Source organism: Vibrio coralliilyticus ATCC BAA-450, assembly GCF_000176135.1.
GTDB lineage: Bacteria > Pseudomonadota > Gammaproteobacteria > Enterobacterales > Vibrionaceae > Vibrio > Vibrio coralliilyticus.
Map to the genome: position 1 here is coordinate 555,596 of NZ_ACZN01000018.1, position 24,794 is coordinate 580,389.

At 45.8% G+C, this 24,794-nt stretch carries 28 protein-coding genes and 1 riboswitch; of the genes, 13 read left to right on the forward strand and 15 right to left on the reverse strand.

What is annotated here, in order from left to right:
* The first annotated feature begins 156 nt into the window (after window positions 1-156).
* Window positions 157-1,488: an MFS transporter gene (locus tag VIC_RS21880; protein WP_006962542.1), complete on the forward strand. Its 1,332-nt coding sequence runs from the start codon at window positions 157-159 to the stop codon at window positions 1,486-1,488.
* Window positions 1,489-1,545: 57 nt separating this feature from the next.
* On the opposite strand, the gene rcnR is transcribed toward VIC_RS21880, so the two are convergent.
* Window positions 1,546-1,818: a Ni(II)/Co(II)-binding transcriptional repressor RcnR gene (gene rcnR / locus VIC_RS21885; RefSeq protein WP_006962543.1), complete on the reverse strand. Its 273-nt coding sequence runs from the start codon at window positions 1,816-1,818 to the stop codon at window positions 1,546-1,548.
* Window positions 1,819-1,997: 179 nt separating this feature from the next.
* On the opposite strand from rcnR, the gene VIC_RS21890 reads away from it, so the two are divergent.
* Together VIC_RS21890 and VIC_RS26450 are read left to right on the forward strand one after the other, a co-directional pair.
* Window positions 1,998-2,435 carry a hypothetical protein gene (locus VIC_RS21890; RefSeq protein WP_006962544.1) on the forward strand — a complete coding sequence of 146 codons (438 nt, stop codon included), beginning with the start codon at window positions 1,998-2,000 and terminating at the stop codon, window positions 2,433-2,435.
* Window positions 2,436-2,465: 30 nt separating this feature from the next.
* Window positions 2,466-2,642: a DUF1289 domain-containing protein gene (locus VIC_RS26450; protein WP_006962545.1), complete on the forward strand. Its 177-nt coding sequence runs from the start codon at window positions 2,466-2,468 to the stop codon at window positions 2,640-2,642.
* A gap of 116 nt (window positions 2,643-2,758) precedes the next feature.
* Here VIC_RS26450 and VIC_RS21895 read toward each other — a convergent pair whose 3' ends face one another.
* Complete coding sequence (locus tag VIC_RS21895) at window positions 2,759-3,670, reverse strand: LysR family transcriptional regulator (RefSeq protein WP_006962546.1); 912 nt, start codon at window positions 3,668-3,670, stop codon at window positions 2,759-2,761.
* 113 nt (window positions 3,671-3,783) lie between these two features.
* On the opposite strand from VIC_RS21895, the gene VIC_RS21900 reads away from it, so the two are divergent.
* From VIC_RS21900 to VIC_RS21920, 5 genes are all read left to right on the forward strand, one after another.
* Entirely contained in the window at window positions 3,784-4,629 is an 846-nt protein-coding gene (locus VIC_RS21900) for a type 1 glutamine amidotransferase domain-containing protein (protein WP_006962547.1), read from the forward strand.
* 54 nt (window positions 4,630-4,683) lie between these two features.
* A complete protein-coding gene (locus tag VIC_RS21905; protein WP_006962548.1) occupies window positions 4,684-5,550 on the forward strand; it encodes an SDR family oxidoreductase in 867 nt (288 codons plus the stop codon).
* A 312-nt stretch (window positions 5,551-5,862) separates the two neighbouring features.
* On the forward strand, window positions 5,863-7,422 hold the full coding sequence (locus VIC_RS21910) for an ethylbenzene dehydrogenase-related protein (protein WP_039952501.1): 1,560 nt from the start codon (window positions 5,863-5,865) through the stop codon (window positions 7,420-7,422).
* Window positions 7,419-8,036: an Lcl C-terminal domain-containing protein gene (locus tag VIC_RS21915; RefSeq protein WP_019274642.1), complete on the forward strand. Its 618-nt coding sequence runs from the start codon at window positions 7,419-7,421 to the stop codon at window positions 8,034-8,036. The genes VIC_RS21910 and VIC_RS21915 overlap by 4 nt, the downstream gene beginning before the upstream one ends.
* Window positions 8,037-8,092: 56 nt before the next feature.
* Window positions 8,093-10,453 (forward strand): DNRLRE domain-containing protein, encoded by a 2,361-nt coding sequence (locus VIC_RS21920; RefSeq protein ID WP_006962552.1) that lies wholly within the window; start codon window positions 8,093-8,095, stop codon window positions 10,451-10,453.
* A 66-nt stretch (window positions 10,454-10,519) separates the two neighbouring features.
* On the opposite strand, the gene VIC_RS21925 is transcribed toward VIC_RS21920, so the two are convergent.
* Together VIC_RS21925 and VIC_RS21930 are read right to left on the reverse strand one after the other, a co-directional pair.
* Entirely contained in the window at window positions 10,520-11,092 is a 573-nt protein-coding gene (locus tag VIC_RS21925; protein ID WP_021456819.1) for a flavodoxin family protein, read from the reverse strand.
* On the reverse strand, window positions 11,092-11,490 hold the full coding sequence (locus tag VIC_RS21930) for a VOC family protein (protein ID WP_006962554.1): 399 nt from the start codon (window positions 11,488-11,490) through the stop codon (window positions 11,092-11,094). Before VIC_RS21930 ends, VIC_RS21925 begins: the two co-directional genes overlap by 1 nt.
* 249 nt (window positions 11,491-11,739) lie before the next feature.
* A riboswitch (FMN riboswitch) is annotated at window positions 11,740-11,882 on the forward strand.
* Between the two features lie 93 nt (window positions 11,883-11,975).
* On the opposite strand from VIC_RS21930, the gene ribB reads away from it, so the two are divergent.
* From ribB to VIC_RS21945, 3 genes are all read left to right on the forward strand, one after another.
* Window positions 11,976-12,635, forward strand: coding sequence for a 3,4-dihydroxy-2-butanone-4-phosphate synthase (gene ribB, locus VIC_RS21935; protein ID WP_006962555.1), 660 nt, complete (start codon window positions 11,976-11,978; stop codon window positions 12,633-12,635).
* Window positions 12,636-12,653: 18 nt separating this feature from the next.
* A complete protein-coding gene (locus VIC_RS21940; RefSeq protein WP_006962556.1) occupies window positions 12,654-13,367 on the forward strand; it encodes a riboflavin synthase in 714 nt (237 codons plus the stop codon).
* A gap of 173 nt (window positions 13,368-13,540) precedes the next feature.
* Entirely contained in the window at window positions 13,541-14,947 is a 1,407-nt protein-coding gene (locus VIC_RS21945; RefSeq protein WP_006962557.1) for a hypothetical protein, read from the forward strand.
* 61 nt (window positions 14,948-15,008) lie between these two features.
* Here the strand turns inward: VIC_RS21945 and VIC_RS21950 are convergent, their stop codons facing one another.
* Both VIC_RS21950 and VIC_RS21955 read right to left on the reverse strand, forming a co-directional pair.
* On the reverse strand, window positions 15,009-15,767 hold the full coding sequence (locus tag VIC_RS21950; RefSeq protein ID WP_006962558.1) for a substrate-binding periplasmic protein: 759 nt from the start codon (window positions 15,765-15,767) through the stop codon (window positions 15,009-15,011).
* 76 nt (window positions 15,768-15,843) lie between these two features.
* Window positions 15,844-16,752 carry a LysR family transcriptional regulator gene (locus tag VIC_RS21955; RefSeq protein ID WP_006962559.1) on the reverse strand — a complete coding sequence of 303 codons (909 nt, stop codon included), beginning with the start codon at window positions 16,750-16,752 and terminating at the stop codon, window positions 15,844-15,846.
* 132 nt (window positions 16,753-16,884) lie between these two features.
* On the opposite strand from VIC_RS21955, the gene VIC_RS21960 reads away from it, so the two are divergent.
* Both VIC_RS21960 and VIC_RS21965 read left to right on the forward strand, forming a co-directional pair.
* Entirely contained in the window at window positions 16,885-17,940 is a 1,056-nt protein-coding gene (locus tag VIC_RS21960; RefSeq protein ID WP_006962560.1) for an HlyD family secretion protein, read from the forward strand.
* A gap of 3 nt (window positions 17,941-17,943) precedes the next feature.
* A complete protein-coding gene (locus VIC_RS21965) occupies window positions 17,944-19,494 on the forward strand; it encodes a DHA2 family efflux MFS transporter permease subunit (protein ID WP_006962561.1) in 1,551 nt (516 codons plus the stop codon).
* A 33-nt stretch (window positions 19,495-19,527) separates the two neighbouring features.
* Here the strand turns inward: VIC_RS21965 and VIC_RS21970 are convergent, their stop codons facing one another.
* The 9 genes from VIC_RS21970 to lamB all read right to left on the reverse strand — a co-directional run bounded on the left by VIC_RS21970 (window position 19,528) and on the right by lamB (window position 24,676).
* Window positions 19,528-19,863, reverse strand: a complete 336-nt coding sequence (locus VIC_RS21970; RefSeq protein ID WP_039952503.1) for a hypothetical protein — start codon at window positions 19,861-19,863, stop codon at window positions 19,528-19,530.
* A 1-nt stretch (window position 19,864) separates the two neighbouring features.
* Window positions 19,865-20,248, reverse strand: a complete 384-nt coding sequence (locus VIC_RS21975) for a DUF4345 domain-containing protein (RefSeq protein ID WP_006962563.1) — start codon at window positions 20,246-20,248, stop codon at window positions 19,865-19,867.
* 27 nt (window positions 20,249-20,275) lie between these two features.
* Window positions 20,276-20,707, reverse strand: coding sequence for a hypothetical protein (locus tag VIC_RS21980; RefSeq protein ID WP_006962564.1), 432 nt, complete (start codon window positions 20,705-20,707; stop codon window positions 20,276-20,278).
* 19 nt (window positions 20,708-20,726) lie between these two features.
* Window positions 20,727-21,122, reverse strand: a complete 396-nt coding sequence (locus VIC_RS21985) for an NUDIX domain-containing protein (protein ID WP_006962565.1) — start codon at window positions 21,120-21,122, stop codon at window positions 20,727-20,729.
* A 35-nt stretch (window positions 21,123-21,157) separates the two neighbouring features.
* Window positions 21,158-21,664 carry a peptide deformylase gene (def, locus tag VIC_RS21990; protein WP_006962566.1) on the reverse strand — a complete coding sequence of 169 codons (507 nt, stop codon included), beginning with the start codon at window positions 21,662-21,664 and terminating at the stop codon, window positions 21,158-21,160.
* Between the two features lie 148 nt (window positions 21,665-21,812).
* Complete coding sequence (locus VIC_RS21995; RefSeq protein ID WP_006962567.1) at window positions 21,813-22,244, reverse strand: GNAT family N-acetyltransferase; 432 nt, start codon at window positions 22,242-22,244, stop codon at window positions 21,813-21,815.
* A gap of 105 nt (window positions 22,245-22,349) precedes the next feature.
* Window positions 22,350-22,724 (reverse strand): MmcQ/YjbR family DNA-binding protein, encoded by a 375-nt coding sequence (locus tag VIC_RS22000; protein ID WP_038510982.1) that lies wholly within the window; start codon window positions 22,722-22,724, stop codon window positions 22,350-22,352.
* Window positions 22,725-22,755: 31 nt separating this feature from the next.
* Window positions 22,756-23,295, reverse strand: coding sequence for an AAA family ATPase (locus VIC_RS22005; protein WP_006962569.1), 540 nt, complete (start codon window positions 23,293-23,295; stop codon window positions 22,756-22,758).
* A 178-nt stretch (window positions 23,296-23,473) separates the two neighbouring features.
* On the reverse strand, window positions 23,474-24,676 hold the full coding sequence (gene lamB / locus VIC_RS22010; protein WP_006962570.1) for a maltoporin LamB: 1,203 nt from the start codon (window positions 24,674-24,676) through the stop codon (window positions 23,474-23,476).
* Window positions 24,677-24,794 lie beyond the last annotated feature (118 nt).

The following is a 24,794-nucleotide window of genomic DNA, read 5'->3' on the forward strand; positions in this document are numbered from 1 at the left end:
AAAGCGGTTTCATCGCAAGACAAGTTCTGAACGCGCTTTCCTTCACTTACGGGTTAAACGTGGCAATAATCTAATTAAATCAAGCACAAAACCTTTACCATTGAGCCTCAAAAGGTATATACATAATCTTAAGATCATCAAAATGTTGAATACTTCATGACGCTCCGAGAAATTCTTCATATCCGTAATGTCCGCAGCTTCTTAATCTTTCGGAGCAGTTACTTTGCGCGTTTTTATTACCCTGTATTCACCCTACTCTATCTCGATTATGGCTTAACCCTGTCTCAGTTCGCGATGCTTAACGTCGTTTGGGCGGCGACCATTGTTCTTGCAGAAGTCCCATCTGGCGCCTTTGCTGATACCTTGGGGCGTAAAAAGCTGGTGGTGTTATCTTCGGTGGTCATGTTTATAGAGATCGCCATGATCGCTTTCGTGCCGACGGGTAACCCTACTATTGTTTTCTTTGTCTTTTTGATTAACCGAGTGTTGAGTGGCTTGGCGATGGCATTAGCGAGTGGCGCCGATGAGGCTTTGGCTTACGACACACTCAAAGAACAAGGGAAAGAGGACGTCTGGCCGCAAGTGCTGCAGATCCAGCTGCGTATTTCCTCCAGCGTGGGGATCTTGGTCACCCTAATTGGCGCAGCCATGTATGACGTGAACTTTATGGCGTCGGTGTTTAACCTCCTTGGCCTCGACGCTCCAGAAAAGACACAAGACATCATGCGGATTCCAGTCTATGCCACTCTGTTCGTTGCGCTTATCGCCTTTTATGCCGCAATAAATATGGAAGAAGACAACAGTGCATTGCCTGTGCACGACAGCAAATTTGCCACCACAATCGCCAGCCTCAAATTAACACTGAATACGGGTAAGTGGGTGCTTTCCACCCCTTACGTACTATTCATATTGCTCTACTACAGCTTGTTCGAGCATACATCGCGGATGTTCTTAACGATGAACAGCCAATACTATCGCGCAATAGATATTCCGATTATCTATTTCGGCTTCATCGGTGCGGGGATAAGCGTCTTGCAAATCCTATTGGCTGGGCAGAGTCGTAAACTAGCGGAACGTATCGCCCCCAAAAGGTTTATTGCGATCATGGGGTTAGCAAGCATGGCAACGTACTATTGGATCAGCCTAGGGTGGTCAATCTATGGGGTAATCCCTGCCCTGTTACTCATCTTTATTATCATGACGATGAACATCTTCATTAGTTATCACCTCAATAAAAAGACTGAGTCTCACAACAGAGCAACGGTGTTGAGTTTCAAAGGTTTAATGTTCAACTTAGGATACGGCTCAATCGGTATTCTATACGCCTACTACTATAAGCTGGTGTCTCAGAATTATACTGAGCAGGAGATAGAACAGCACATCGACTTCATCGCCTCACTCTCTTCATTTTTCTATTACTTTACGTTTCTGTTCATCGCAATCAGCGCTTTTTTCTATGTCAAACATAGGAAGAAGGCGATTTTCTGAAGAGGAATGTAACGAGCAGCCTCGGTTTAAAGCTTCAATGGGATCGTTTGAGCAAGATTATTTGATGTAGGAATCCAACACTTTCAACACGATCTCCATATCTTCTTCTCTCTGCTTAGTATCTTCTTCACGCACAACATGCTCCAGTAGATGGCCTTTGATCACTTCACGCATCAGGCCATTCACCGCCCCACGAATCGCTGCTATTTGCTGGAGCACATTCTGGCACTCATGCTCTTCATCCAACATTTTTTTTAAGCCGTTTACCTGACCTTGTATCTTGCTAACCCGTGCCTTGAGCTTCTTTTGATCTTTCGCTATGTGTGACATGGCTTACTCACTCCCTTTATTCAGTGGCGAGATTCTACCTGATAATGTAGCACTTGCATTATACTGGGGGGTAGTATTTTATACTATGGGGGAGTATAGTTTATTTCAGATACAAGGCTCTCCCCCATAACGCACTGAGCTTTGTATCTGCTATCGAAGTAAAACAAGAGAATCAACCGATGAAAGATGTTAAAGGTGTCTTCCGTAACCTTGAGAAAATGCTCCAGCAAGCAAGCTGGTTTGATGACGGCTGGGAAATTTACAATCGCGGAAATTACCTTCAGCTTTACAAAGAAAATTGGTTCAATCACAACCAAGGCGGTGTCCATTTTGAGACCTTCATCGAAGCACCGCAGATCAAGCAAAAACAGTTTCCGGTATGCGTTCACGCTGAGGAAGATTGCCCATCTCAATCTGAATTTATTCGCCAGTTAATGGAGCTAGAAGGTGAGCGAATCCAAGGCTGGAAAGGTTATAAAGCTCTGGATAATAGCTATGGTATTTGCCAGCGTACGCTGCCTCTGAACTTTAAAAATCTCGAACAGAGGCTATTTGAAGAGTTCAATCGCCTTCGAATGCTGGAAGCCAGCATTGAGAAAGTACTACAGAGACTATGACCGAACCGCTACATGTAAGTAAGGGATGATATGAAGAAACAAAAAAGCCCGTGTATTGATGTGTGTGACTTTTCAGGTCCAAAAGGTTGGTGTTTGGGGTGCGCTCGAACACGTGAAGAGTGTCAGAACTGGAAAACAATGAAGCCTTACGCTATCAACACTCTTCAAAGAGAATTGAAAAAGAGAATGACCAAAATAAATCAGTGAATCCCCCATTTAAGATGGCCTTCCTATTGAGAGACCACCTGAATCATAAAACCTCTCTATAGCGTACCAGTTTTACTGTCACGATATGCAAACTAACGATCAGCCGCGTTCATTAGTCATTCTGCTGCTGCGGTAATCTCCGCAATTTGCTCTCTAAACCATCGGTTAGCCTGATCGTCTTTATTTTTGATATGCCAGTACATTTTCATGGCGTAGCTTTCAAGCTCAACAGGGGGCGTAAAAGACGACACATTAAACTTACCTGCAATCAAATCGACAAACGTTCTGGGCGCGGTCAGGATCGCATCGCTTGATTCGACAATGTATGGTGCGCTAGAGAAGTTCGCGACCTTGTATTGCATCACTCGTGATAGCCCTAAACCTTCAAGTGCATCATCAACCATGCCTCGATTATCATTGCCTGTGCTAGCGAGAACATGGGGGTACTGGCAAAAGTCCTTAGCCTTTATCTTTGAATTTAACAATGGGTGCCCTGCTCTCACTACCGAAACGAAATCATCTCGATAAAGCGTCCTCACCATTAAGTTAGGGTGGGTTGAGTCTATAACACTAATCGCAAAATCCACTTCCCCACTCTCTATCTGACTAGCCAATGCTCGTTTTTCAATTTTCCTGAAAACAATCCGGATATTCGGTGCTATTCGCCCAAAATGACGGCTTAAATGGGGGGCGAGGATATGTTCAACCAGATCACTGGTGGCGATGTAAAAAGTGCGATCAGACGTCAAGGGATCAAATACTTCTTGGAAAAGAATGTTTCTCTCAAAGTCGTTCAGCCAACGTCCTAAGGATGTTTGAAGTGACTCCGCTCTGGGTGTTAACACCATTTTATTACCCTGGCGGATAACTAGAGAGTCATTAAAACTGTGACGCAACTTTTTAAGCGTATGACTCACAGCCGATTGCGTTAGCCCTGCCCGCTCTCCTGCTTGGGTAAGATTTTTGGTTTCAAAGATAATTTGCAGCAGCCTAAGTTGGCTCAGCTCAATATCCGAAATGTTTGACATCCATTACATCCCATTAAAAATACTCATACCTAGATTACCCCAATTAATTTCATTAATGAATAGGGCAGACATATTCTTATCTCGAATCCAACGTAATCTAATGAGGGAACAACATGAAAACACCAAAGCTTCTTACCCTAGCAGCCTTAATCGCAAGCCCTGTAACCATGGCTGACAATATCTTAGTCGTTCTATCTGACGTATCTGAGATGAAGTTAAAAGGTGGCTACGACTACCAGACTGGTTTCTATCTCAATGAGCTGATGGAACCGGTGAAAATCTTTTTGGACGCAGGGCACACACTGACTTTCGCATCACCAACAGGACAAGCACCAACGCTTGATCCCGTTTCGGATACTCCTGGCCACTTCTTAGATGAAAGTAAGGCCAACTACGAAGCACACAAAGCATTACTGAACAAACTCCAACTAACAAATTCCGAGCTTAGCCCAGTACTTAGCTTCTCACGCGTTGAACAAATTGGGATTGAAAATTATGACGCAGTGTTTGTACCTGGTGGTCACGCACCATTAGGCGATTTGGTTGCCAACGATCAGTTAGGTGATTTTTTACGCTACTTCAATGCTGAATCAAAACCTACTGGGCTGGTTTGCCATGGCCCTGTGGCTCTCCTTTCGTCACTAGACAACAGCAAAGAATTCGAAACGCAAATGAAGAGTGGTTCCGGAGCAAAACCAGCCAAAGGTTGGATCTATGACGACTACAACATGACCACATTCAGCAACTCCGAAGAAACAGTAGCTACTCAGTATTACCTAGGAGGCGATGAGTTGTACTACTGGCCGCAGGACGCATTAATAAAAGCAGGCGGCAACTACTCTCGTGGTGCAGAAGATTGGCAGCCACATATTGTTGTCGACCGAGAGCTAGTCACAGGTCAGAACAACAAATCATCGACAGGTGTCGCTTTAGCCATGTTAGAGCTGCTGGACAAGTAAATCGTTCATTATTCAGTCCACAACTTACACAATCTATATATTAGGAACCATATTATGACTCAGACAGTACTTATTACAGGTGTCAATTCAGGCTTCGGTTACCTGACCGCAAATACACTTAGTGACAATGGTTACACCGTTATTGGGACAATGCGCGACCCGCAAGGCCGCAATGCTTCCATCGCCAACGAGTTTGCAGCGAAAGGCGTCATGATCGTTGACATTGATGTTACCGATGATGAAAGCGTGACTCGAGGTGTGCAGCATGCCCTAGAAAAAACAGGAACAATAGACATCCTCATAAACAATGCAGGTGTCGGAACTCTGGGTTGGCAGGAAAGCTTCACCATCGACGACTTCAAGAAAGTGTTTGATATCAATGTCTTTGGTGTTCAAAGACTAACGCGAGCTGTTTTGCCTTATATGAAAAAACAGCAGCAAGGCACTCTTATTCAGATATCCAGCATTTTGGGTAAGTTCGTTTTGCCTTTCCTGGGCTCTTATAACGCTTCAAAGCATGCGGTTGAAGGTCTGGTCGAAAACTATCGCGCCGAGCTCACTCAGTTTGGAATTCAATCGCTGATTGTTCAGCCAGGCGGGTTTGGCACAGACTTCGGCGCCAATTTACTCAAGTCGAGTGACACAGCCGTTTCACAAAGTTATGGCGAACATGCCAATGCACCAGAGCAGATGTGGGCAGGGACTGAGCAGAGCCACGATGCAGAAGACGCTCCAAACCCTCAAATGGTTGCTGATGCAATATTGAAACTGATAGAAACCATACCGGAAGAACGTACTTTTAGAACGGTTGTTGACGGAACAGGTTTAAACCCAGTAATAGGCGAGATTAACGCCTCAACAGAAAAAGCCATGCAGACGATCTACACCGCGTATGGTATGGAAAACCTTCTCCAACCATAAACAAACCGCTGATCTCACTGCCTAAAATGGAAGGCGCCGGAACGAAAGTTCTGGCGTCCTTTGATAGGTTGTCCCATCAAGCGCATATAAGTTATTGATACTAGATAAGCCATGAGCTAAAAGATTCCAAGCATGGAAATCGCGATGTTGGCCGCCTTTTTGAGTGATAGCATTGACTGGTTCCCCATCGCCCAATTGTTACAACGACAAGAAATTCATATTAAACATTATTCATATGTGATTCATATCCTATCCTTTTGAATCATTTACTTTAAAGTTGGCTCACCCTTATCAACTTGCTCAATCTGGTTAATGAAACGGACACTACTTTGGGTCGTGCTGCATGGCTTTGCCATGCTGTGTGTTCTGATGAATCTTTTAACAGGCTTTCGCATTGCAACAGTAAGCCATCCGCAATGGCTTTTCTTCTCGGTGTGGCTTCCTCAAGGGCAATTGCATTCCATCCACATCTATTCCGGTATTGCGTTAAGTGCTTTGGCGCTCTCATATTGTATTTATCGTTGGAAGCTCAAGCCGAGTGTTAAATCGAGCCAGCGTCGAGGCATCAACGCATTTAACAAACGCTTCATTAAAGTGAGCTACGTGCTCTTCCCTGCATTAATTGTGACTGGGTGGCTGCTACTTAGCGGTTACGCAGGTGATGCAAGCAAGCTTCACTTTTATCTTGCACACGGGGCACTACTTTACTTATTTCTGCACGCTGGCGGTTACTTTCTCCAATATGGTGTGGCGACATTTCTCACTATCTTTTCAACTCGAATAACCAAGCATGAAATACTGCAAATATTAGCAGTATTAACGCTTACCCTTCTCCCTTGGGCGGGCATCTTTCTGACTTCCTCTGCGGTGCTGACGGCCACAACCCTACCTTCAGAGCAAGTTATCAACATTGATGGCATTGCCGAAGAGCCCATTTGGCAAAATACACCGTCGACCTACGTAGAAACCTATGGTGGAGAAGGGTTTGAAAATGGGTATACTCGCATCAGTATCAAAGCGCTCCAGAACCAGCAGGATATTTTCTTCCACATCACTTGGGATGATCCAACCGAAAGTCTGGATCACCTCCCTTTGGTTAAAACAGACAAAGGTTGGCAAGTCCAAGAAGACGGCTTTTATCGCTTCGACGAAAAGCAATTCTATGAAGACAAACTTGCAATCATGATCTCCAATTCATGCAACCTAGGCGCCGATGGAACCGCTCACCTTGGGCCTAAGCCACTAGAAGGAAAACCTGCCAATTGGCACGGCAAAGGTTATCACTATTCGCCAGATAACAGCCTTCGTGATCTATGGCATTGGAAGGCTGTACGAACCAATGGCATGTATCAGGCGGATGACAATTCGTTCACTACTCCTCAGCAAGTTGACCCAGCTAAGAGGCGCTATACCGCTGGCTATATGACTGACGGCAAAGAATCTGGGGCTTACGTCATGAATTGGCAGTGGTATTCACCTAATGGCGTCACCCCGAAACGACTGCCTAATACAGACCTAACCGGCTCTTTTTCGTCTATCAACCAATCTACGAATCACGCTCCTTACCTGAGCTGGCACGACACTAAGGTTTACTCACATAACATTGAGCAATCTCCCCTCAAGACGACCCTTCCTTCGGTATTACATAACTCCAATCAGTTTGAAGGTGACCGAGGTGATGTCCGTGCATTTGGGCAGTGGAACAACGGAGCATGGTCACTCGAAATCGCTCGAAAATTAGATACAGGATCAGCTCAGGACATTGCAATACGTGATGGTGTATGCCTTTGGGTTGCCGCTTTTGACCATTCCCAAATAGCACACACGCGACATGCTCAAGGCATACGTTTAGCACTTGAGGTAACACAATGATCAAACGACTGTCGATACTCGCTACTTTGATTTCAAGCTTAGTAGTCATCGCTTACTTCAACCCTATTGAGCAAGAAGAACCACAACCATCACGATGGCAAAAGATAACTATGGGAGGTCAACCAATCGATATCTGGAGTGGGCCTTGGAGCTGCGTGTTGGATAAGAAAACGGGATTACTCTGGGAAGTAAAAACAGACTCTGAAAACATCCATGATTCGTATTGGTCGTACTCATGGTTTGATGGCACGCGAGGTGTCCCAGATCGCGGCGATTGTTTCTTTGACGATGGTCGCTGCGACAGTTTCGACCATGTCACTCGAACCAACGCCGAATCCTTGTGTGGCCGCAGTGATTGGCGAGTCCCCACAACGGACGAGCTCTCCACACTGATTAACCTCTCGGTTCCAAATGGGCAGGCCAAAATCAGTGGCGGATTTTTTCCTAGGGTGCGCAAAGGTGATTATTGGACAGCAGACCATTCGATTCCTTTAAGCGGCTTTTACTCTCGATTGGGCGAAGGGGCAAACGCCGTTGACTTTCGTGATGGCCAAGTGAAAACCCTCCCCTATCGAAATGCCGCCTTTTTAATCTTGGTCACTCAAGCTCGGTAGTCGAATTTTCATGGTCAGTTTAGACCGACTCTAACCCATAAACTATGGACTTTATTATGATTCGAAGGATTGCAACATTGTCACTTTTAGCCGTAGCCGGGCTCACGAGCCTGAATGCGGGAGCCGCGACACAATATCATCGAGTAGTCTGGGACGGTGACCCTGCGCGAGAAGCGGTCATTGGATTCTCGCCTAACGGCGAGAGTGAACAACCCTATGTGCAATATGGAACGTCAACCGATGAAGCCACATGGCTAACCAAACAACCTAGCTACGATCATGTATTTGCTGGCGACTTACTCAGCTATTTTGTCCGATTGGATAACCTGATGCCGGATTCCCCCGTTTACTATCGTGTCTGTGACCAACAAGGTTGTGGTGAGCGCTTTTGGTTCCGCACCGCTCCTATAGACAATAGTGAGTTTGTCATGATCGCTGGGGGCGATACTCGCACAGGGTGGACCAACCGAAGAATGGGGAATCAGCTAGTAGCGAAGGTTCGCCCCTTATTCATCCTTCACGGCGGCGATTACACCAGCCAAAACAGCGCGTCGCAAATGGCTCAGTACTTAGAAGATTGGGCATTGACCTTTTCCAGTGACCAGATAGATGGCAAAGCGTACAAACGTACCTACCCATTCATTCCAACCCACGGCAACCACGAAGATTACGATTACTCAACGCTGTGTAAAGTGTTTGGAGTCGATGCTGACGGTAATGGCGAGTGTAATCCTTTTGATACCTACAACGTTGTTAACATTTCGCCATTACTTCGCATCTATACACTGAACAGCCAGTTTCGCAAAAGTGGCTGGTCAAGCTATGCCTCCCAAATGAACGAATGGCTAGAACAGGATTTGGCCACTCATGGCGAAGAGAATATCTGGCGCGTGGCACAATACCACAGACCAATGTTTCCTCACGTTTCATCCAAGTCTGATAGCCCAGATCTGTTTAGCTGGTGGGCAGAGTTGTTTTACCAGCACAGTATGAATCTCGTTGTCGAATCAGATAGTCACTTAACCAAAGCGACCCGAGAACTAAAACCGGACGGTAACAACTTTGTTAGTTCGCCAACCGGAGGAACAGTGTACATCGGTGAAGGCAGTTGGGGGGCAGCAGCCCGCTCTGCTAATGACCCTAAAAGCTGGACTCTAGACGCAGCAAGTATTCAGCAAGTAAAAGTCATTCAAGTATTGAAAGACTCCATGACCGTCCGAACTGCGCAGTTTGATACTTCAGCTTCAACGCTGACAAGAGAGGAGAGAGAAGCGGATAGCCTCCGTTTACCAGAGAACGTGAATTGGTGGTCACTCAACGAAGTCGGAGAAACGATGGAATTGGTTCAATCCGCGGATCGTCTCTCGATACTTAAAAATCAAGATCCTGATACCTCCCCTTCGTTCATTCGCTTATCCGCCACACAAGATGTTTTTGTCGCACAATCACAGCCAGACACTAACTTTGATGGACACGAAGATGGCTTGCTCGCCGATGCATCTGATTCTACCTATGGCCGAACTATGAGCCTAATGGCCTTTGACGTTTCATCCATTCCAACTTGTGTCGATATAGCCGGTGTTAAGCTTGAATTGCAAGTCACCAACAAATCTTATGGAGAGTATGGCGTTCATGTCGCTGCAGAGGAGTGGAAAGACTCATCGGCGACCTGGAATTCAGTGGATGGTGAACAAATCGCCGGAAGAACACTGACCCAATTCATACCATCATCAACGGGAACGGTCGATGTTGATCTAACCGACAGCCACCTACTCGACTTATGGGAGCATGATGGCAATTTTGGCCTAGTCATCGCGTCAGCCGGTACGACAGATGGCCTTGACTTTGATTCAAGCGAAACAGGTACACCACCAGCACTAGTCGTGAGCTACAACGAACGCAAAGACTGTGAGGCACCTGTTAACTCATTATCGTTACCAACCAGCGACGATACCTTTATCGCCTCCAGCAAAGCTTCTGAAAGCTTCAACAATCATGCAGACGGCTTACTTGCTGACTTGCTTGATACCAAATATGGAAAAACCAATGCGCTGATGAAGTTTGATGTCTCTGCATTACCTGAAGGCGTTGAATTCGATTCAGTGATATTGGCATTACACGTGACCAATGCTTCGACTGGCAATTTTGAATTGTATCGCGTCAATCAAAATTGGAATGAGCAGACGGCGACCTGGCAATCGATTTACGATAATGGCGGTTCTGGCGACTACCTAACCACCTTCTCACCAAAAGAGACTGGTGTTTACCGTATCGATTTGACCAACTCGGGCTTACTTCAATCTTGGCTTAACGGAGAAAACACTGGGCTTATCATTGTACCCAAGAGCCTCAATGGTCTTGATATCAGCTCCCGCGAACTGGGAATGGGCCCCGTTTTAACAGTCACTTATCATTAGCGACTACGAATAGCTCGGCTTCAATCTGGGCGAAAGTTTCAACGCCCAGATTGAACGCTTTCACAGTTATTGTACGCTGACGTCTTTCTCACGAATTTGCTGGCTGTTGATATGCGCTGCCGCTTTTCTAGCAGCCGATTCTATATGCGTAAGATCAGCTTCCGTTTGAATAGAGAGATATTGGTGGCCTCTGAAATCTAAATCAAAATACCGAGCGGTCATCACAAATGGTTCAATAAAACACGATGGACACGTAGATTGATAGCCCGTAGAAATGACCGACATGCTTTTTCCTGCCCATCGCCGACCTAAAAGCTTGTCGTTCTCCGTCAAGTCCGACAACCTGTCAAAAAACACTTTCATCTGAGCTGACATCGAATACCAGTACACAGGGGACGCCCAAACTATATGGTCTGCATCCACCAATGTACGCATCAACTCAAGAAAATCATCGGATTCGTTCTGATGTTTGTAGTCGTAATATGTGATGTCATAATCTGACAAGTCAAACACGCGCCCCCCGGAAACCGCAGCAACAGCTTCAGCGAATTGATGTGTATTGCCATCTGCCTTTGACGAGCCAAGTACAATCGCGATTCGCATATCTCGATCTAATTTTACATGCTCTAAATTGCCCATTACGCCTCCCAAACCTGACGCTGCAATACAACGCGGTAACCATCGATGTCTTCAAAAGTACATCCAACGTTTTCCCAATAAGGATTGAATGAGGTCACTTTCTGAAAACCCGCACCGAGCATATTCTGACAGCAACGCTTCCAATCACTTTCGTCGGGTACGTAAAACACCAGCAAATTATCCTGACTTGGTGCAGGCCCTACATGGCTGCCGTAGTGGTGTGTAAATTCTAAATGATAGGGGTGAGCTGGATGACCGATGATGGTTCCACTAAAGCCTTCATGGTCGGTAAAGCTGCTCAGCAATTCAAAGCCTAAGCCGTTAATATACATATTGGTGAGAGTATCTAGATCGTTCGTTGGTCGAGCGACACGCAATGTTGAGTTCCTTGGGATCATAGTTGCTCCTTATCAAAATCCTGTGCTCAGCGATGGCCCATCTCTGGGCCTCCTTGAAACTAAGAAAACGCAGGATAAAACCTCAACCTAACTTGAGATCAAGAACCAATTTCTTAGATGCACCTTGTTTACGAAAGAGTCCAAATTGCTCACTCGGCCTCTAAAGACTCTGTGTCACTTTTCCATTCCCTGCAATCCCGAAATGCACTATGCTAAGGCCGCCCATAACAATGGGTACTTAATACATATATTTATTCTCAGGGCGGGGCGAAATTCCCCACCGGCGGTATATCTTTAACAAGATGAGCCCGCGAGCGCTCGATTCGTCGAGGTCAGCAGATCTGGTGAGATGCCAGAGCCGACGGTTATAGTCCGGATGAGAGAGAATTGATGCACACCAGATGTTTCATTGCGAAACGCTGGTGCATTTTGCGTTGTCTTCTATCCCATATTGCCCTGATTCTGGTAAACGATAAGGAAACACCATGAATCAGACATCTTTACTTGCCGAATTTGGCACTCCTATCGACCGCGTCAACGCGGCTCTTGATGCTCTAAAGCGCGGACAAGGCGTTTTATTACTTGATGATGAAAACAGAGAAAATGAAGGTGACTTAATTTACTCTGCTGAACATCTCACACCCCAGCAAATGGCACTAATGATTCGAGAATGCAGCGGGATTGTCTGCCTGTGCTTAACGGATGACAAAGCCACTCAACTCGATTTACCGCCTATGGTTAGCAGTAACGACAGTGCGAATCAGACGGCATTCACAGTTTCAATTGAAGCTAAAAAAGGCGTTACCACCGGCGTCTCAGCCCATGACCGCGTCACCACTATCCAGACCGCTATTGCGCCAGATGCAAAGCCGCAGGATTTGGCGCGCCCTGGGCATGTATTTCCCTTACGTGCACGCTCTGGTGGCGTTTTAAGTCGCCGCGGCCACACAGAAGGAACGGTCGACTTAATGACTCTAGCGGGCTTAGCTCCTTCTGGCGTTCTATGTGAAGTAACAAACCCTGATGGCACCATGGCTCGCGCTCCACAGATTGTTGAGTTCGCACGAGAGCATGGGATGCCGGTATTAACGATCGAAGACATCGTCGCCTATCGACTACAAAACACCAGCGCTTTAGCCAGCTGATCGTAAGGAGTAACGCCTATGTTTACAGGAATTGTCTCCTCCATCGCGACGATCCAACGGATTGACGATCGCGGAGGAATTCGAACCTTTGAGCTTGAGTTTGCCGATGACTTTTGTAAGGACTTAACCATCGGAGCAAGTGTAGCCGTTGACGGTGTCTGCTTAACGGTCACAGACCAAATCAGTGACACCCGAGCGTCTTTTGATGTTGTCCTACCGAGCATTCAGATTACGACTCTCGGTCGCGAGCAGGTCGGCTCACTCGTCAATGTGGAACGGGCTGCCAAAGACGGCGCCGAGATTGGTGGTCATCCTTTGTCCGGGCATATCGATGCGCAAGCTCCGGTTGTCTTAATCGAAGCAATAGACAGCAATTATCGTCTGCGTTTTGGGCTCCCTGAAATCTTGAGCTCTTATGTGTTTGCAAAAGGATACATCGCCATCAATGGTGCCAGCTTGACCGTGTCCGCTGTCGATCATCAAGCTCAGTGGTTTGAAGTCTGGCTTATTCCCGAGACCCGACGACAGACGACGCTGGGTAGCAAGTTGGTTGGCGACCGAGTTAACATTGAAATTGACCGTGGAACTCAAGTGGTTGTCGATACCATCAAAGCATCTGTCGCTGAGACCTTAGGGCCTTTACTGCCTCACTTCGAGCAGTTTCTCGCTGCGCAAGGCAGCAGTCTCAACGCTCTGACTCATACAACAGCACATCCTCTACAACGCTCTTAAGCTTTGTGCCGCGCCAACGCTTAGCAACGGCGCGGTATTATTACTGGTTTAGCAAGAGCCCTGCCCTACTCGGTAGCAATTTATTCACACAAAAAATGCGCAACCATTGACATATACCATTAACCGCACTATGCCTTAGGTGTCTTTTGGTTAATGATAAGCTGGACCATGTTATGTTCGCAATTCTACGAGTTCTCATGCTGTCGGTATTCGTCTATGGATGCGCCAGTTCCGACTATGCACAAAAATCTGCTCAAATAAATGAACCTCAGAACCCTACATCTCAAAAGAATGGACAAGAGAGTGCTCCTCTAACGCCTAACCCTATTTCCGCAAGTGGTCATGACGTCGACATATTTCTGAACACCGTCAGATTCATTGATACGTCAAAATCAGTTAACGAACAAAATGAGCGAATACCTTTAAACGGTCTTTATACAAAGTTGCTGATATATACGGCCTATGACAATGACACTTGTAGCCAAGATAAAAGCTGTGTGATTAAAGACCTCGAATACAAGAAGCGATGGGGGCTAACTCGTTTTTTCTTCCCCAAGCGCGTCACATTAAATGCCTCTGCCAAAGTTGACCTTGGCGTTTACAAAACAACCGTGTCTCTGCTCAGTATTGATGAAACAAGCTCTAGTGAAGTCGGCTCTCGTTGGGAACGCTATATCATTGATGACCATACTACTGAGCCACTATTCCTTGTTCCACAAAACATCACTCACGCTACGCTCGATTACAGCTTCACTGGAAATGAAGATACCAGTTTTAGTTCAGCCAAAGCGTTAGATATAGCCATTGGCGCTGTTTCTATCGTGTCACCAACATCAAGTTTGATTACGTCTCTGAACAAGCAATCTGTGTCAGACAAATCTGCGGCAATAGATAAAGCGATAGCGAATGCATTTTCAGAAAGCTTGATTGAAACGAAAACGCTCGGGCTTAGAATGGACAGCTGGTCTGTCGGTGATACCTATACGCTGAAGATGAAACTTCCGAAGGACGAAAAAACCGACTGGGAAGCGGAAAAATTGGCAACCGTAGGTATATGGTCAGTTAGATTCGACGCTCCAAGAATCAGCGCGATATACCCTTACCATGTATGTGGTAAGGACTCTTCGGGCCAACCAAATGCCATCAAAGGCAAGAATTGCTTTGAAAGTTACGCCAAAGCTAAGGAAGCAGTGTTTGGTGAGTTTAAGCGAAATAGGGATTATCACCGCGTTCTTGATACCGAACTCTACAAACTTAATGACAGCAATAAAGTTTCAGTCAGTAGTTTGATCGGTGAACTGCCTAGCGTAAAACGGTTGAATGACAAAACCTACCTGACGGCTTTTGCATCAGGAAGCCTAAACCGCGACGGTATCCAAGATATGAACACAGCATGTGCGGATATCTCCCGAGAAATGACCAAGCTAGGGTTATCCGTTGTGGATACTAGTTTAGTTATCTACTCCACATTTTTATCTAGCTCTCTAGTTAAGTTAGATGCAAACGCGTGGGAGACTAATTTAGCCATGATGAAGTCTTGCGATCTTTCTGTGGGTGAATTGAAGGCGACAACAATATAGTAGCCACATATACATTTTGATTGCCTCAGTCCCCTCTGGGGCAATTTCTACTTATTTGTACTCACTCCCCAATCGATGACATGTAAGCCTCATAATCTTGACCATGAGTAAGATAAATTTGTTTTAGTTCACCAGACTGGATAAGTTGTGGCATATGGGTATCAAACATCTCAATGAGTGTGTTTGATGACTCGGTGTTAGAAAATACGACGTAAAGTTTCTCCCCTTTCTTGGCAACTTCAGTAACAAACGCGTCTGTCGCTAACAATTCTGAACTAGCCATGCTTGATGGATAATCTATTAGAGCGCTCACTCTGCCCTTTTTTAGAAGTTTCATCCCTTGCTCGGCGCTGTCTACCTCTACCAATTCAAGCGGAATATCTTTAAGGAAGCCCTTCTCAAAGCCATAACCCCGAACCCAAGCGACCTTCTTATTTACCAATGATGAAAGCTGCTGCTCTTCCCAATCAAGCGAGCCTCGAGCAAACACAACAATTACATCTTCTTCCACACTAAGGTGCCACTGTGGATATAGAAACGCATCCGCGTTTGGATAAAAGTAATCGCCCAAATAAGCGCTGGCTTCCTGTTTTCGGACAAGATGCTTGGCTCGTTTCCATGGCAATACTTCTAGGGTAAGGGAAACATTCAAAGGTTGGAAAACGGCTTTAACGATCTCCCAGTAAAGGCCTGTGCCGTCGCTATTGGTGTATCCAAGCCATTCCTGACTAACTATTTTAATTCGTTTACTATCACTGGCGTAGGAAACTGAAGTAACCATCAGTAGTACCACACTAACAAGCCAAGGCTTCAACCTCATTCGCAGACCTTACCTTTATCAATCCTTCTAAATAGAGTCTAGTCCAGCAGATATAACAGAGGCTTGCGAATTTGGCTCACCCGCGTGCAGCAAGGTCTTTGCTGAATGCCTCTAATAAAAAGTCGATAAAGACCTTTTTACGCTTCGGCATGAGTTGCCTATCTGCGTAGACCAAACTCACAAGCACTTCTGGCATTTGATACTCAGGAAGCAGTTGAATAAGTCGCCCGCTGGCAAAGTGCTCTCGGCAAATGAATTCAGGTAATACTGCGATGCCAAGCCCGTCCAGACAGGCTTTCAGACAGGCGGTAATGGTGTTGACTCGTAATCGGTGTGGCAGGTCAATTTGCAAGGAGTCTCCGTCTTCCGGAATCAGATGCCACTTAGGCAACCTCACCGCGCGGTTAAATACCTCAACCATTTGATGCGGTGGAATTAAGTCACGATGAGACTCAATTCCTCCATGCTCCTCAAGATATTCTGGGCTGGCAACCAGTACGCGCTGGGATTTCGTCAGTGGGCGAGAAACCAAAGCAGAGTCTTCTAACTCACCAATTTGCGCATACAAGTCAATGCCTTCTGCGATGATATCGACTTCTCGATTCGACAATTCAAGGTTAATCGTCACACTTGGGTACTCTTTTAAAAACGCATTGATGTATGAGCCCATGATTTGATGGCCTAACTCTACTGGCAACACCACGTTTAAAGGCCCGCGAATCAAATCCTGATTGGCAGATACTTCAAGCTCAGCCTGATTCATAATCTCCAGCATTTGCAGGCTGGATTGATAAAACCGCTCACCTTCCGGTGTTAACACTAAACTTCTCGTTGAACGCGTGATCAAGCGCACGCCTAGATGCTTTTCCAGCTCAACTAACTTTCGGCTCACAGTTGACTTGGTCATATTCAGTGCATCCGCTGCATGAGTAAAACTCCCACAATCAACAACTTGTGCGAAAACAGCAATCGCATTCAAATCCATCTCATCACCTCACGCCTTCATTAGTTAAATTTTTGCAACAGTGTTTCTCTTTTTTCCTATCTTATCAATCAATTCAAATCATTTACAATTTGTAACATCTGCCGAAGACGAAAACTGAATACGAGAAAAATAATGACGAATACACATACCGAGACTAAGCCAGCAAAATCCAGAAAAGCCCCTCTTATCGCGACAGCCATTATGCTGTCACTAGGGCTACTGGGCGGTGGGTACTGGTTTGGATACGGTCAGTATTTCGAATCCACCGACAATGCCTACCTTCAGGGAGAGATCACTACGATTAGCCCTAAAGTGGCTGGCTACATTGAACACTCTTTTGTCAGTGACAACCAAAAAGTCAAAAAGGGCGATCTGTTAGTCCAAATTGATGACCGTGACTACCGCACTGCTCTCGAACAAGCGAAGGCGCACCTTACCGTCACACAGTCCAGCGTTGAAAATTTGAAAGCGCAGCAAACCTTGCAGCAAAGTCAAATCCATCAAGCAGAAAGCCGCGTAGATTCAGCAAAAGCAGAATATGACCGCGCTGTTCAGCAAGTACAACGCTCGCGTAGCCTTCTTAAACGCAATTACGCTTCGCAAGATGAAGTCGACAACATGCTGGCGCAACAAAAAGTTACTCAGGCCGAACTAGATGAAGCAAAAGCCAGTCTGGTTGCCGCTCACGATCAACTCGCGGTCATCGATAGCGACATTAAACAAGCTCAAGCATCCATTGTTGAGTCTCAAACAGCCGTAGAGCAAGCCCAGCTCAACCTAGACTACACCAAAATCTACGCGCCGGTAGATGGTATCGTAGGCAAGCGCAGTGTACGTGAAGGTCTGTTGGTTCAAGCTGGTACACCATTAATGAGCTTGGTACCGACAAGTGACGTCTGGATAGAAGCGAACTTCAAAGAAACTCAATTGAGTGGCATTCATCAGGGGCAAAAAGTTGAGATAGAGCTGGATGCCTTTCCGGGGCAACCATTAGAAGGCATCGTAGACAGCTTTTCGCCAGCAACAGGGGCTAAGTTTGCGCTACTACCTCCGGAGAACGCGACGGGTAACTTCACCAAGATCGTCCAGCGAGTACCAGTTAAGATCACCATCCCTGACCAACAAGCGTTGAAAGGCCGACTGCTACCGGGGTTATCGGTTGTGGCAACCATAGACACAAGAGGTTAATCCATGTCGGAAGCAACCTTAAACGCACCTTCAGCTCAAGAGAATGAAGTGCCAACACGCCACTGGATCGCTTTATTTGGTGGTTTGATTGGTGCCTTCATGGCCATTCTCGACATACAGATCACCAACTCGTCACTGAAAGACATACAAGGTGCGTTGTCTGCGACTCTGGATGAGAGCTCATGGATTTCGACGTCCTATTTAGTCGCAGAAATGATTGCTATTCCACTCAGTGGCTGGTTGTCTAAAGCCCTAGGCAAGCGTCGTTACCTGACTTGGACTACAGCAATCTTCACACTGTCATCACTGCTTTGTTCCTTCTCATGGAACATGACCTCGATGATCGTCTTCCGTGCAATGCAAGGGTTTAGTGGCGGTGCATTAATTCCTCTCGCCTTCTCTCTGGTTATTCAGCTACTTCCGATTAACAAGCGAGCCGTCGGTATGGCGTTGTTCGGTGTTACCGCTACGTTTGCTCCGTCCATTGGTCCAACGTTTGGTGGCTGGCTCACAGAAAATCTTTCCTGGCATTACATCTTTTATATCAACATTCCACCAGCGCTTCTGGTGATTACAATGATTCGCTATGGTTTGGATGACGAGAAGCTAAATCTAAATACCCTCAAAAAAGCCGATTGGTTCGGCATTGTGACTATGGCGTTAGGTTTGGGCTGCCTCGAAGTAGTATTGGAAGAAGGAAACCGTGAAGAGTGGTTCAGCTCTAGCTTTATCATTACGCTAAGCATTATCTCCGCCGTGAGTTTAGTGTACTTCGTTATCAATGAGTTACAGCACAAGAAACCACTAGTGAACTTGAGATTACTGCGTGATGGGCAATTTGCCATGTCGTGTATTGCTTATCTGATTTTGGGCATGGCCTTACTAGGTTCAATCTATGTACTGCCTCTCTACCTAACTCAGATCCAGCAATACAACGCGATGGAGATTGGTGAAGTCCTGATGTGGATGGGCTTTCCTCAGCTCCTGATCTTTCCGCTGGTTCCGAAGCTGACTCAAATCATCAAACCTAAGTATTTAGTTACCTTTGGCTTCGCGATGTTTGGCTTGAGTTGCTACGTCAATACTCACATGACGATGGATTTTGGTGGTCACCAGCTCATTCTGTCGATGATTCTACGAGCAATTGGCAGCCCGTTCATTATGGTGCCGTTATCTCTGGTCGCGATGAAAAACATCAGCAAGCTTGACACTCCAGATGCCTCAACACTGACCAATGTTATGCGTAACCTTGGCGGTGCTTTTAGCATTGCTATTATTGCGACCTTGCTCGACAACAAAACCCGTGAACACCTCGCACATATTAAAGAATCTCTGCCGTCGGTGAGTACATTAGGTTGGGACACGCTGCACCAGCAGCAAGCCTTCTTTATGCAATCTGGAAGTGACGCCGCAACAGCCATGATGCAAGCTGAAGCCAGTTTACTCAGTACAATGCAACGCGACGCCGCGATCATGGCCTACAACGATGTCTTCCTGATGATGACCGCCTTTCTAGCGTTAGCAGCGGTACTCATTCTTAATATGAAGAACTAACTTCATAACGAAGATTAAAATCTGGGCGCGACGTTACCAAGTCACTTCGCGTCCATTTTCCACCACGAAGCCTGAACTTAAAATCGTTGTCATAACCAATACGTTTTGGGACTCGACAGAAAAACTCTCCGATAGGGCTTTAGCCAACCCCAACTGTAGCGCGCTCACTGATTTTTCTGACCAGACTGACGGTAAGAAAAGGTTGGCAATGATTAGGTACGGCCTCCCCTCTTGTCGATTCGCCCGAACAAAATTAATAGTCATATCTGTGGTAGGCTGCTCAGACAAACTGCCCCAGCGTTCCATAACTTCACCAGTCTCTACCTTGAAAACCAAATCTGGCGAGATTGTACAATGTGCTATTGGCATATCAGCCCCCAGCTTTTTCCGATTTAAACAGATACAGGGCAAGCAGCGACACTCCAACTTCCAACATGAGATAGAAATGCATCGTGCTGTTAGCTTCACCATCACTCACCAAGCCGATGATTCTCCCTGTTGCCATACTCGCATTGACAAAAATGACGGCCAGCAAGCCAGTGGCGAGTGTTGATGGTTTTTGCGAAAGCAGGAACAGGATAAGCGCGACACCGACAGACATGCCCCCATAGGTTGCCCGCATGTCAACTAACATAGATGCGGATGTCGCATACCCACCGGTCGCATGGCTAAGCATGCTGACTGGGGCAAAAGCGAACGCCAGACCATAGAAAAAGAATACGGCAGAAGTCAGTAGAATGAGGCCTTTTGACATAGGGAAGATTCCTCTACCTCTAAAACACTAGTTTGGCTTAACCTGAGCGAGCTTGAGATATGAGTGTAGCTCACCGTTTTTGTATTCGATGGCGGAATGAATATTGACGGCTTGGCAGCCTACTACGGCAAATTTGTAGCGGTTCTCCGCTTTATAAATTTCCACGTGCAGAATACCGTCGTGCAGTTGCCAATGACCTTGAGTCGGAAATCGGTCAAACAAACGGTACTCTTCTAACGTTCCATCAGCATGAAAGACGACTTCCGTTATGTAGCCGCCAGTGCAGGATTTAATCCAATGCGTATCTTGAATATCGCAAAACGTGAGCGGACGTTTTTCATTTAACCACGCTTCATACCGGTCACTAGCCTGCACCGTTTCGTCTATATTTTTAAGCTCACGCAGCTCTTCATGGGATTCACGCCAGAAGAGAGGTAACAATGCCTCAGCTTGGTTCATAGTCCCCCCTCTCAAGTCACTAACAAAGATGATGATTCACTCGTTTGAATTCTTCTATCGCTCGCTTATCGGCCTCAATCGAAACTGAATCTGATTCAAGCTTTTTCCAACTTACGCTTTCCGCTTCCAGTGCTTTAATCTCACCTTGCCACTCAGTCACCACGTAATAATGCAGTAGCTGTAGCTCAGAGGTGGGATGGTACAAAGAACACAAGTAGTGATACTTATTGGCGGTAATATCCAATTCTTCTTTTAGCTCACGGCACAGAGCTTGTGGCTGAGTTTCGCCATCTTCTATATGTCCACCGGGAATACAGGTTAAGCCAGGGTCACTCGCTTTATGTATCGATCTCTTTTCCAGCAGTATTTGGTTATTATCCACTAAAAGAAATGACACACATTCAAAAGGCTGCATTAAGTACACTCCCAGTATTTATCATTTTGTCATGTTTAGCTTGCCATTGTTTTGATGTGTTTTTTCACTTTTTTCAATGCCATACGCTGCTTTAATGGAGAAAGATAGTCGATAAACAGATTACCTGCCAAGTGATCAATTTCATGCTGCATGACAATCGCAAGAAAATCATCACTTTCAATCCTCACAGGTTCGCCGTGTCTATCTAGAGCTTCAACGACAACGGATGTGTAACGCTCAACATCAGCATAATAATCCGGGACGGATAAACACCCTTCTTGTCCCATCGCTCGATTCTTACCCTCTACTACTTCTGGATTCACTAATATCAGTGGCTGATCTCGGCTCTCCGACAGATCAATAATCACGATAGCCTCACGGTGGCCCACTTGAGTTGCCGCCAAACCAATTCCATTACTTGTCGCGTAGAGCGTTTCCAGCATGTCATCGATTAGGGTCTGAACGGATTGAATGTCCGATACTTTTTCAGCTTTTATCTTTAGCTTTGGGTCTGGTGCGGTAAGAATCTTTAAAACAGCCATTAGGTTCCTTATATGAAAATTAAATTGCGTAAATAACCTATCACTTAGGCTATATAAGTCACTGTAAATAATGAATATATACGGAAACGCTCAAAGTTATTAGCTTTGAGCGTTTCTTCTAACAGATTGAGTGACGACAAACCGAGACTTAGAGCGTCATATGCAAAATTGGAAATGGTTTTCCCATATCATCAACAGGCGAGCGCGACTCAACATGGAACCCCATGTGTTTATAAAAGTCGACCGCCATTGGGTTTTGCTCATTCACATCTACTTTGTTTACACCAAGATGCTTAATGGCATATTGCAATAATGCTTTCCCCACTCCCTTGCCTCTCGCGGCGTCTAACACAAACAGCATTTCTACTTTTGCTTCATGAACACCCACAAAGCCGAGAATGTTGCCGGTTTCGTTTTTTATACACTTCAGTGTGACGGCCGGAAAAGCTTCTTCAATGATAATAGGTTTAAAAAACTCAATATCTTCTTCTGTTATGAAGTCATGAGTCGCTCGGACTGAGTTTTCCCAAACATCCAGCATCTCTGCGAAATTTTCAGGAAGCACATTTTCTACATTCATAATGAGTCACTTAATTCGTAAGTTGTATCCATGTGCAGCCGCGAATGCGGATCCTAACAACCGCGAGAAACAAAGTATAGATTGGAGAAAGGAAATGACAGGATGCTAACTTTTCGCTTCCAGATTCAACCCAAGTTCACTTTGCTTACGTTTACTCAAACCTGAAGCCACCAGCCGATAAGACTCTCGCAGGTAGTACTCCAGCTCTTCATCGAGTTCACCTGACGTTTCCACTTGCTGAATCCATTTCATTCCTCGGTTCGCAAAGTAAGGCGCAGGAATATACCCGTCATGATCGCTGAGAAAATCAAAATTTAGCGGGGAGGTTTTAAACGTAAAGGCGGGTTTGTCCGATTTGCCCCAACCGCCGATAGCAAATACCTTTCCTCCCACCTTCCAAACATGAGAATCCCCCCATTGCACGATATGGGTAGTCGCGGGAAGCTCAGAACAAAACTGATTAAACTGCTCGTAAGTCATACTTATCTCTTCAGTCACTTATAGATTGAGGTTAACGAGAGCTTAGCGCCTCAAGAACAAATCGTGATCGTTGCTCAATGCTACCTTTCGGTACTTCCGTTAAGGTGTAGCCAAACAATTGATACGCTTCGCGCATTTTTTCATAAGTGGCCACGGCTTCAGCAAAGTCTTGCTTCCTTTCCGCATCGTTGGAAAATATCTCTTTCCAAGGAGGGAAAACAAACACCTGTAGATTGTGCCTGAGTTGATTGCAGTGCTGCGTGAGACTCTCAGTGAGGGCCAAGTCCTCTAATAAGCTATAACCGTAACTATCGACAATACTTCGATCGAAAAATACGAACTCTTCCCCAACACCGATTCGACGATACTTGTCGACTTCTTCTGAAACCATGGCGTCACGAAAAGCGGTTTTATCCAACCATGGAAGGGCATTGCCACCGCTCTCAACCTGTTGTTGAATCACTCGTCGACCAATTTCGTCAGCGGTCTTGTACCCCAGATTTTGCAGGTGTTCAATTACCGATGTTTTCCCTGATCCGGGCCCACCTGTAAATACAATAAAACGTTCCATTGAATTCCTATTGGCTGAAAGGATAAATCTTATTTTATTGCGACTTAGCGAAAAACTAATGGTACAGCAATGATGTGTTATCAAGAAAGAAGTGAAATCTGAGAAGAGCTACCTTGAAGAGTTTAGGCGGGATAACTCGATCCCGCCCAGCAAGAAAAATCAGTCGATTACGAAGCGCTTACCACCAAGCTTCTACCTGCATACCAACACTGATTTCTGTGTCTTTACCAGTACCAAAAGCATTATCATTTTCTGCATCATTCAGATATGTAGCGAATACGCGAATCTCAGGTCGAGACCAAAAGCCCGCTTTAGGTACCCAAGCCTGTGCAACAGTAAACTTGCTGCCCGCACTGTCTACGTTATTGATCTTTTCTGAGAAACCACCAATTTCCAGAATGGTACGCATTCTATCTGTCCATTTGTATAGCGGGCGAACCACAACGCTGAGTGTGGAATCATCCGTCGCGGTGCCATCCACATCTGTAGCTGCGGCATAGCGAATGGAGTGACCAAATTCAATTTTGTCTCCGACAGAAACGACACCCCAGTTGATCAGGCGGTAACCTTTCGCATCGTTGTTTGCAGCATCACGAACCAGACCATTACCATGACCAAATGTCGTCATTTGCTCCGCGTAACCAGAGTTCGCTAACTGTAGGATTGTTTTGTTGAAACCATTGTCTAATGATTGTTGAAGGCTTGCCGTAAACATCAGGCTGTTGTCAGCATCCAGAGACTGACCACTACGTTCGTTACCTGCGTGATAATCCAAGCCCACTTCCAGATCTGCGTTTTCCCACATTGGGATACCAGCGTATCGAACATCGGCAATAACAGCCGTCGTTTCCTGACCGTCATCTAGATCGCCAGCCACAGTATCTTGTAGAAGCGCAACGGACAGCTTACCCGGCCCCATATTAATGTGTTCAACACCACCACCGATACCGCTGACATCCCAGTAGTAGTTATCTACGATATGAACATCGTGACGCTGGTAGTAACGTTCACCCGCCCAGATAGTGATGTCTTTATCTTCAAATAAACCTGTTGCCTGAACGTTCAGCTGTGCTAACTCAACACTGCGATCTTTGGAGTTTTGGTCTTGCCCTTCCCAGTATTTAAGCATCGAGTCAACAACGAATGACACATCGTCTTCTGCATACACTTCTTTTTTCAGGCCAAATTCACCATACAGATCATCTTCGTTTCCAAGACGACCGACTTTGTTTACCTCCCACTTGCTGTTAGAACCGCCCTCATTACTCAGCCCGACACCACCACGCATGTAGCCATAAAATTCGACGGGAGAAGTGGCGGCTAATGTACTGGTTGACAGGATGGCAACGGAAAGTGCGCTGGCAATAGGTAATAGTTTCATAATCCTTTCCTTGTAGCGTTAAAGCTCAATTGATTCATTCAAGTTTGTATATTTTATGATTTATGGGAACAATCCCATGGGATCGATCCCATCCTGAAGTGATAATTTAATCAAGGAA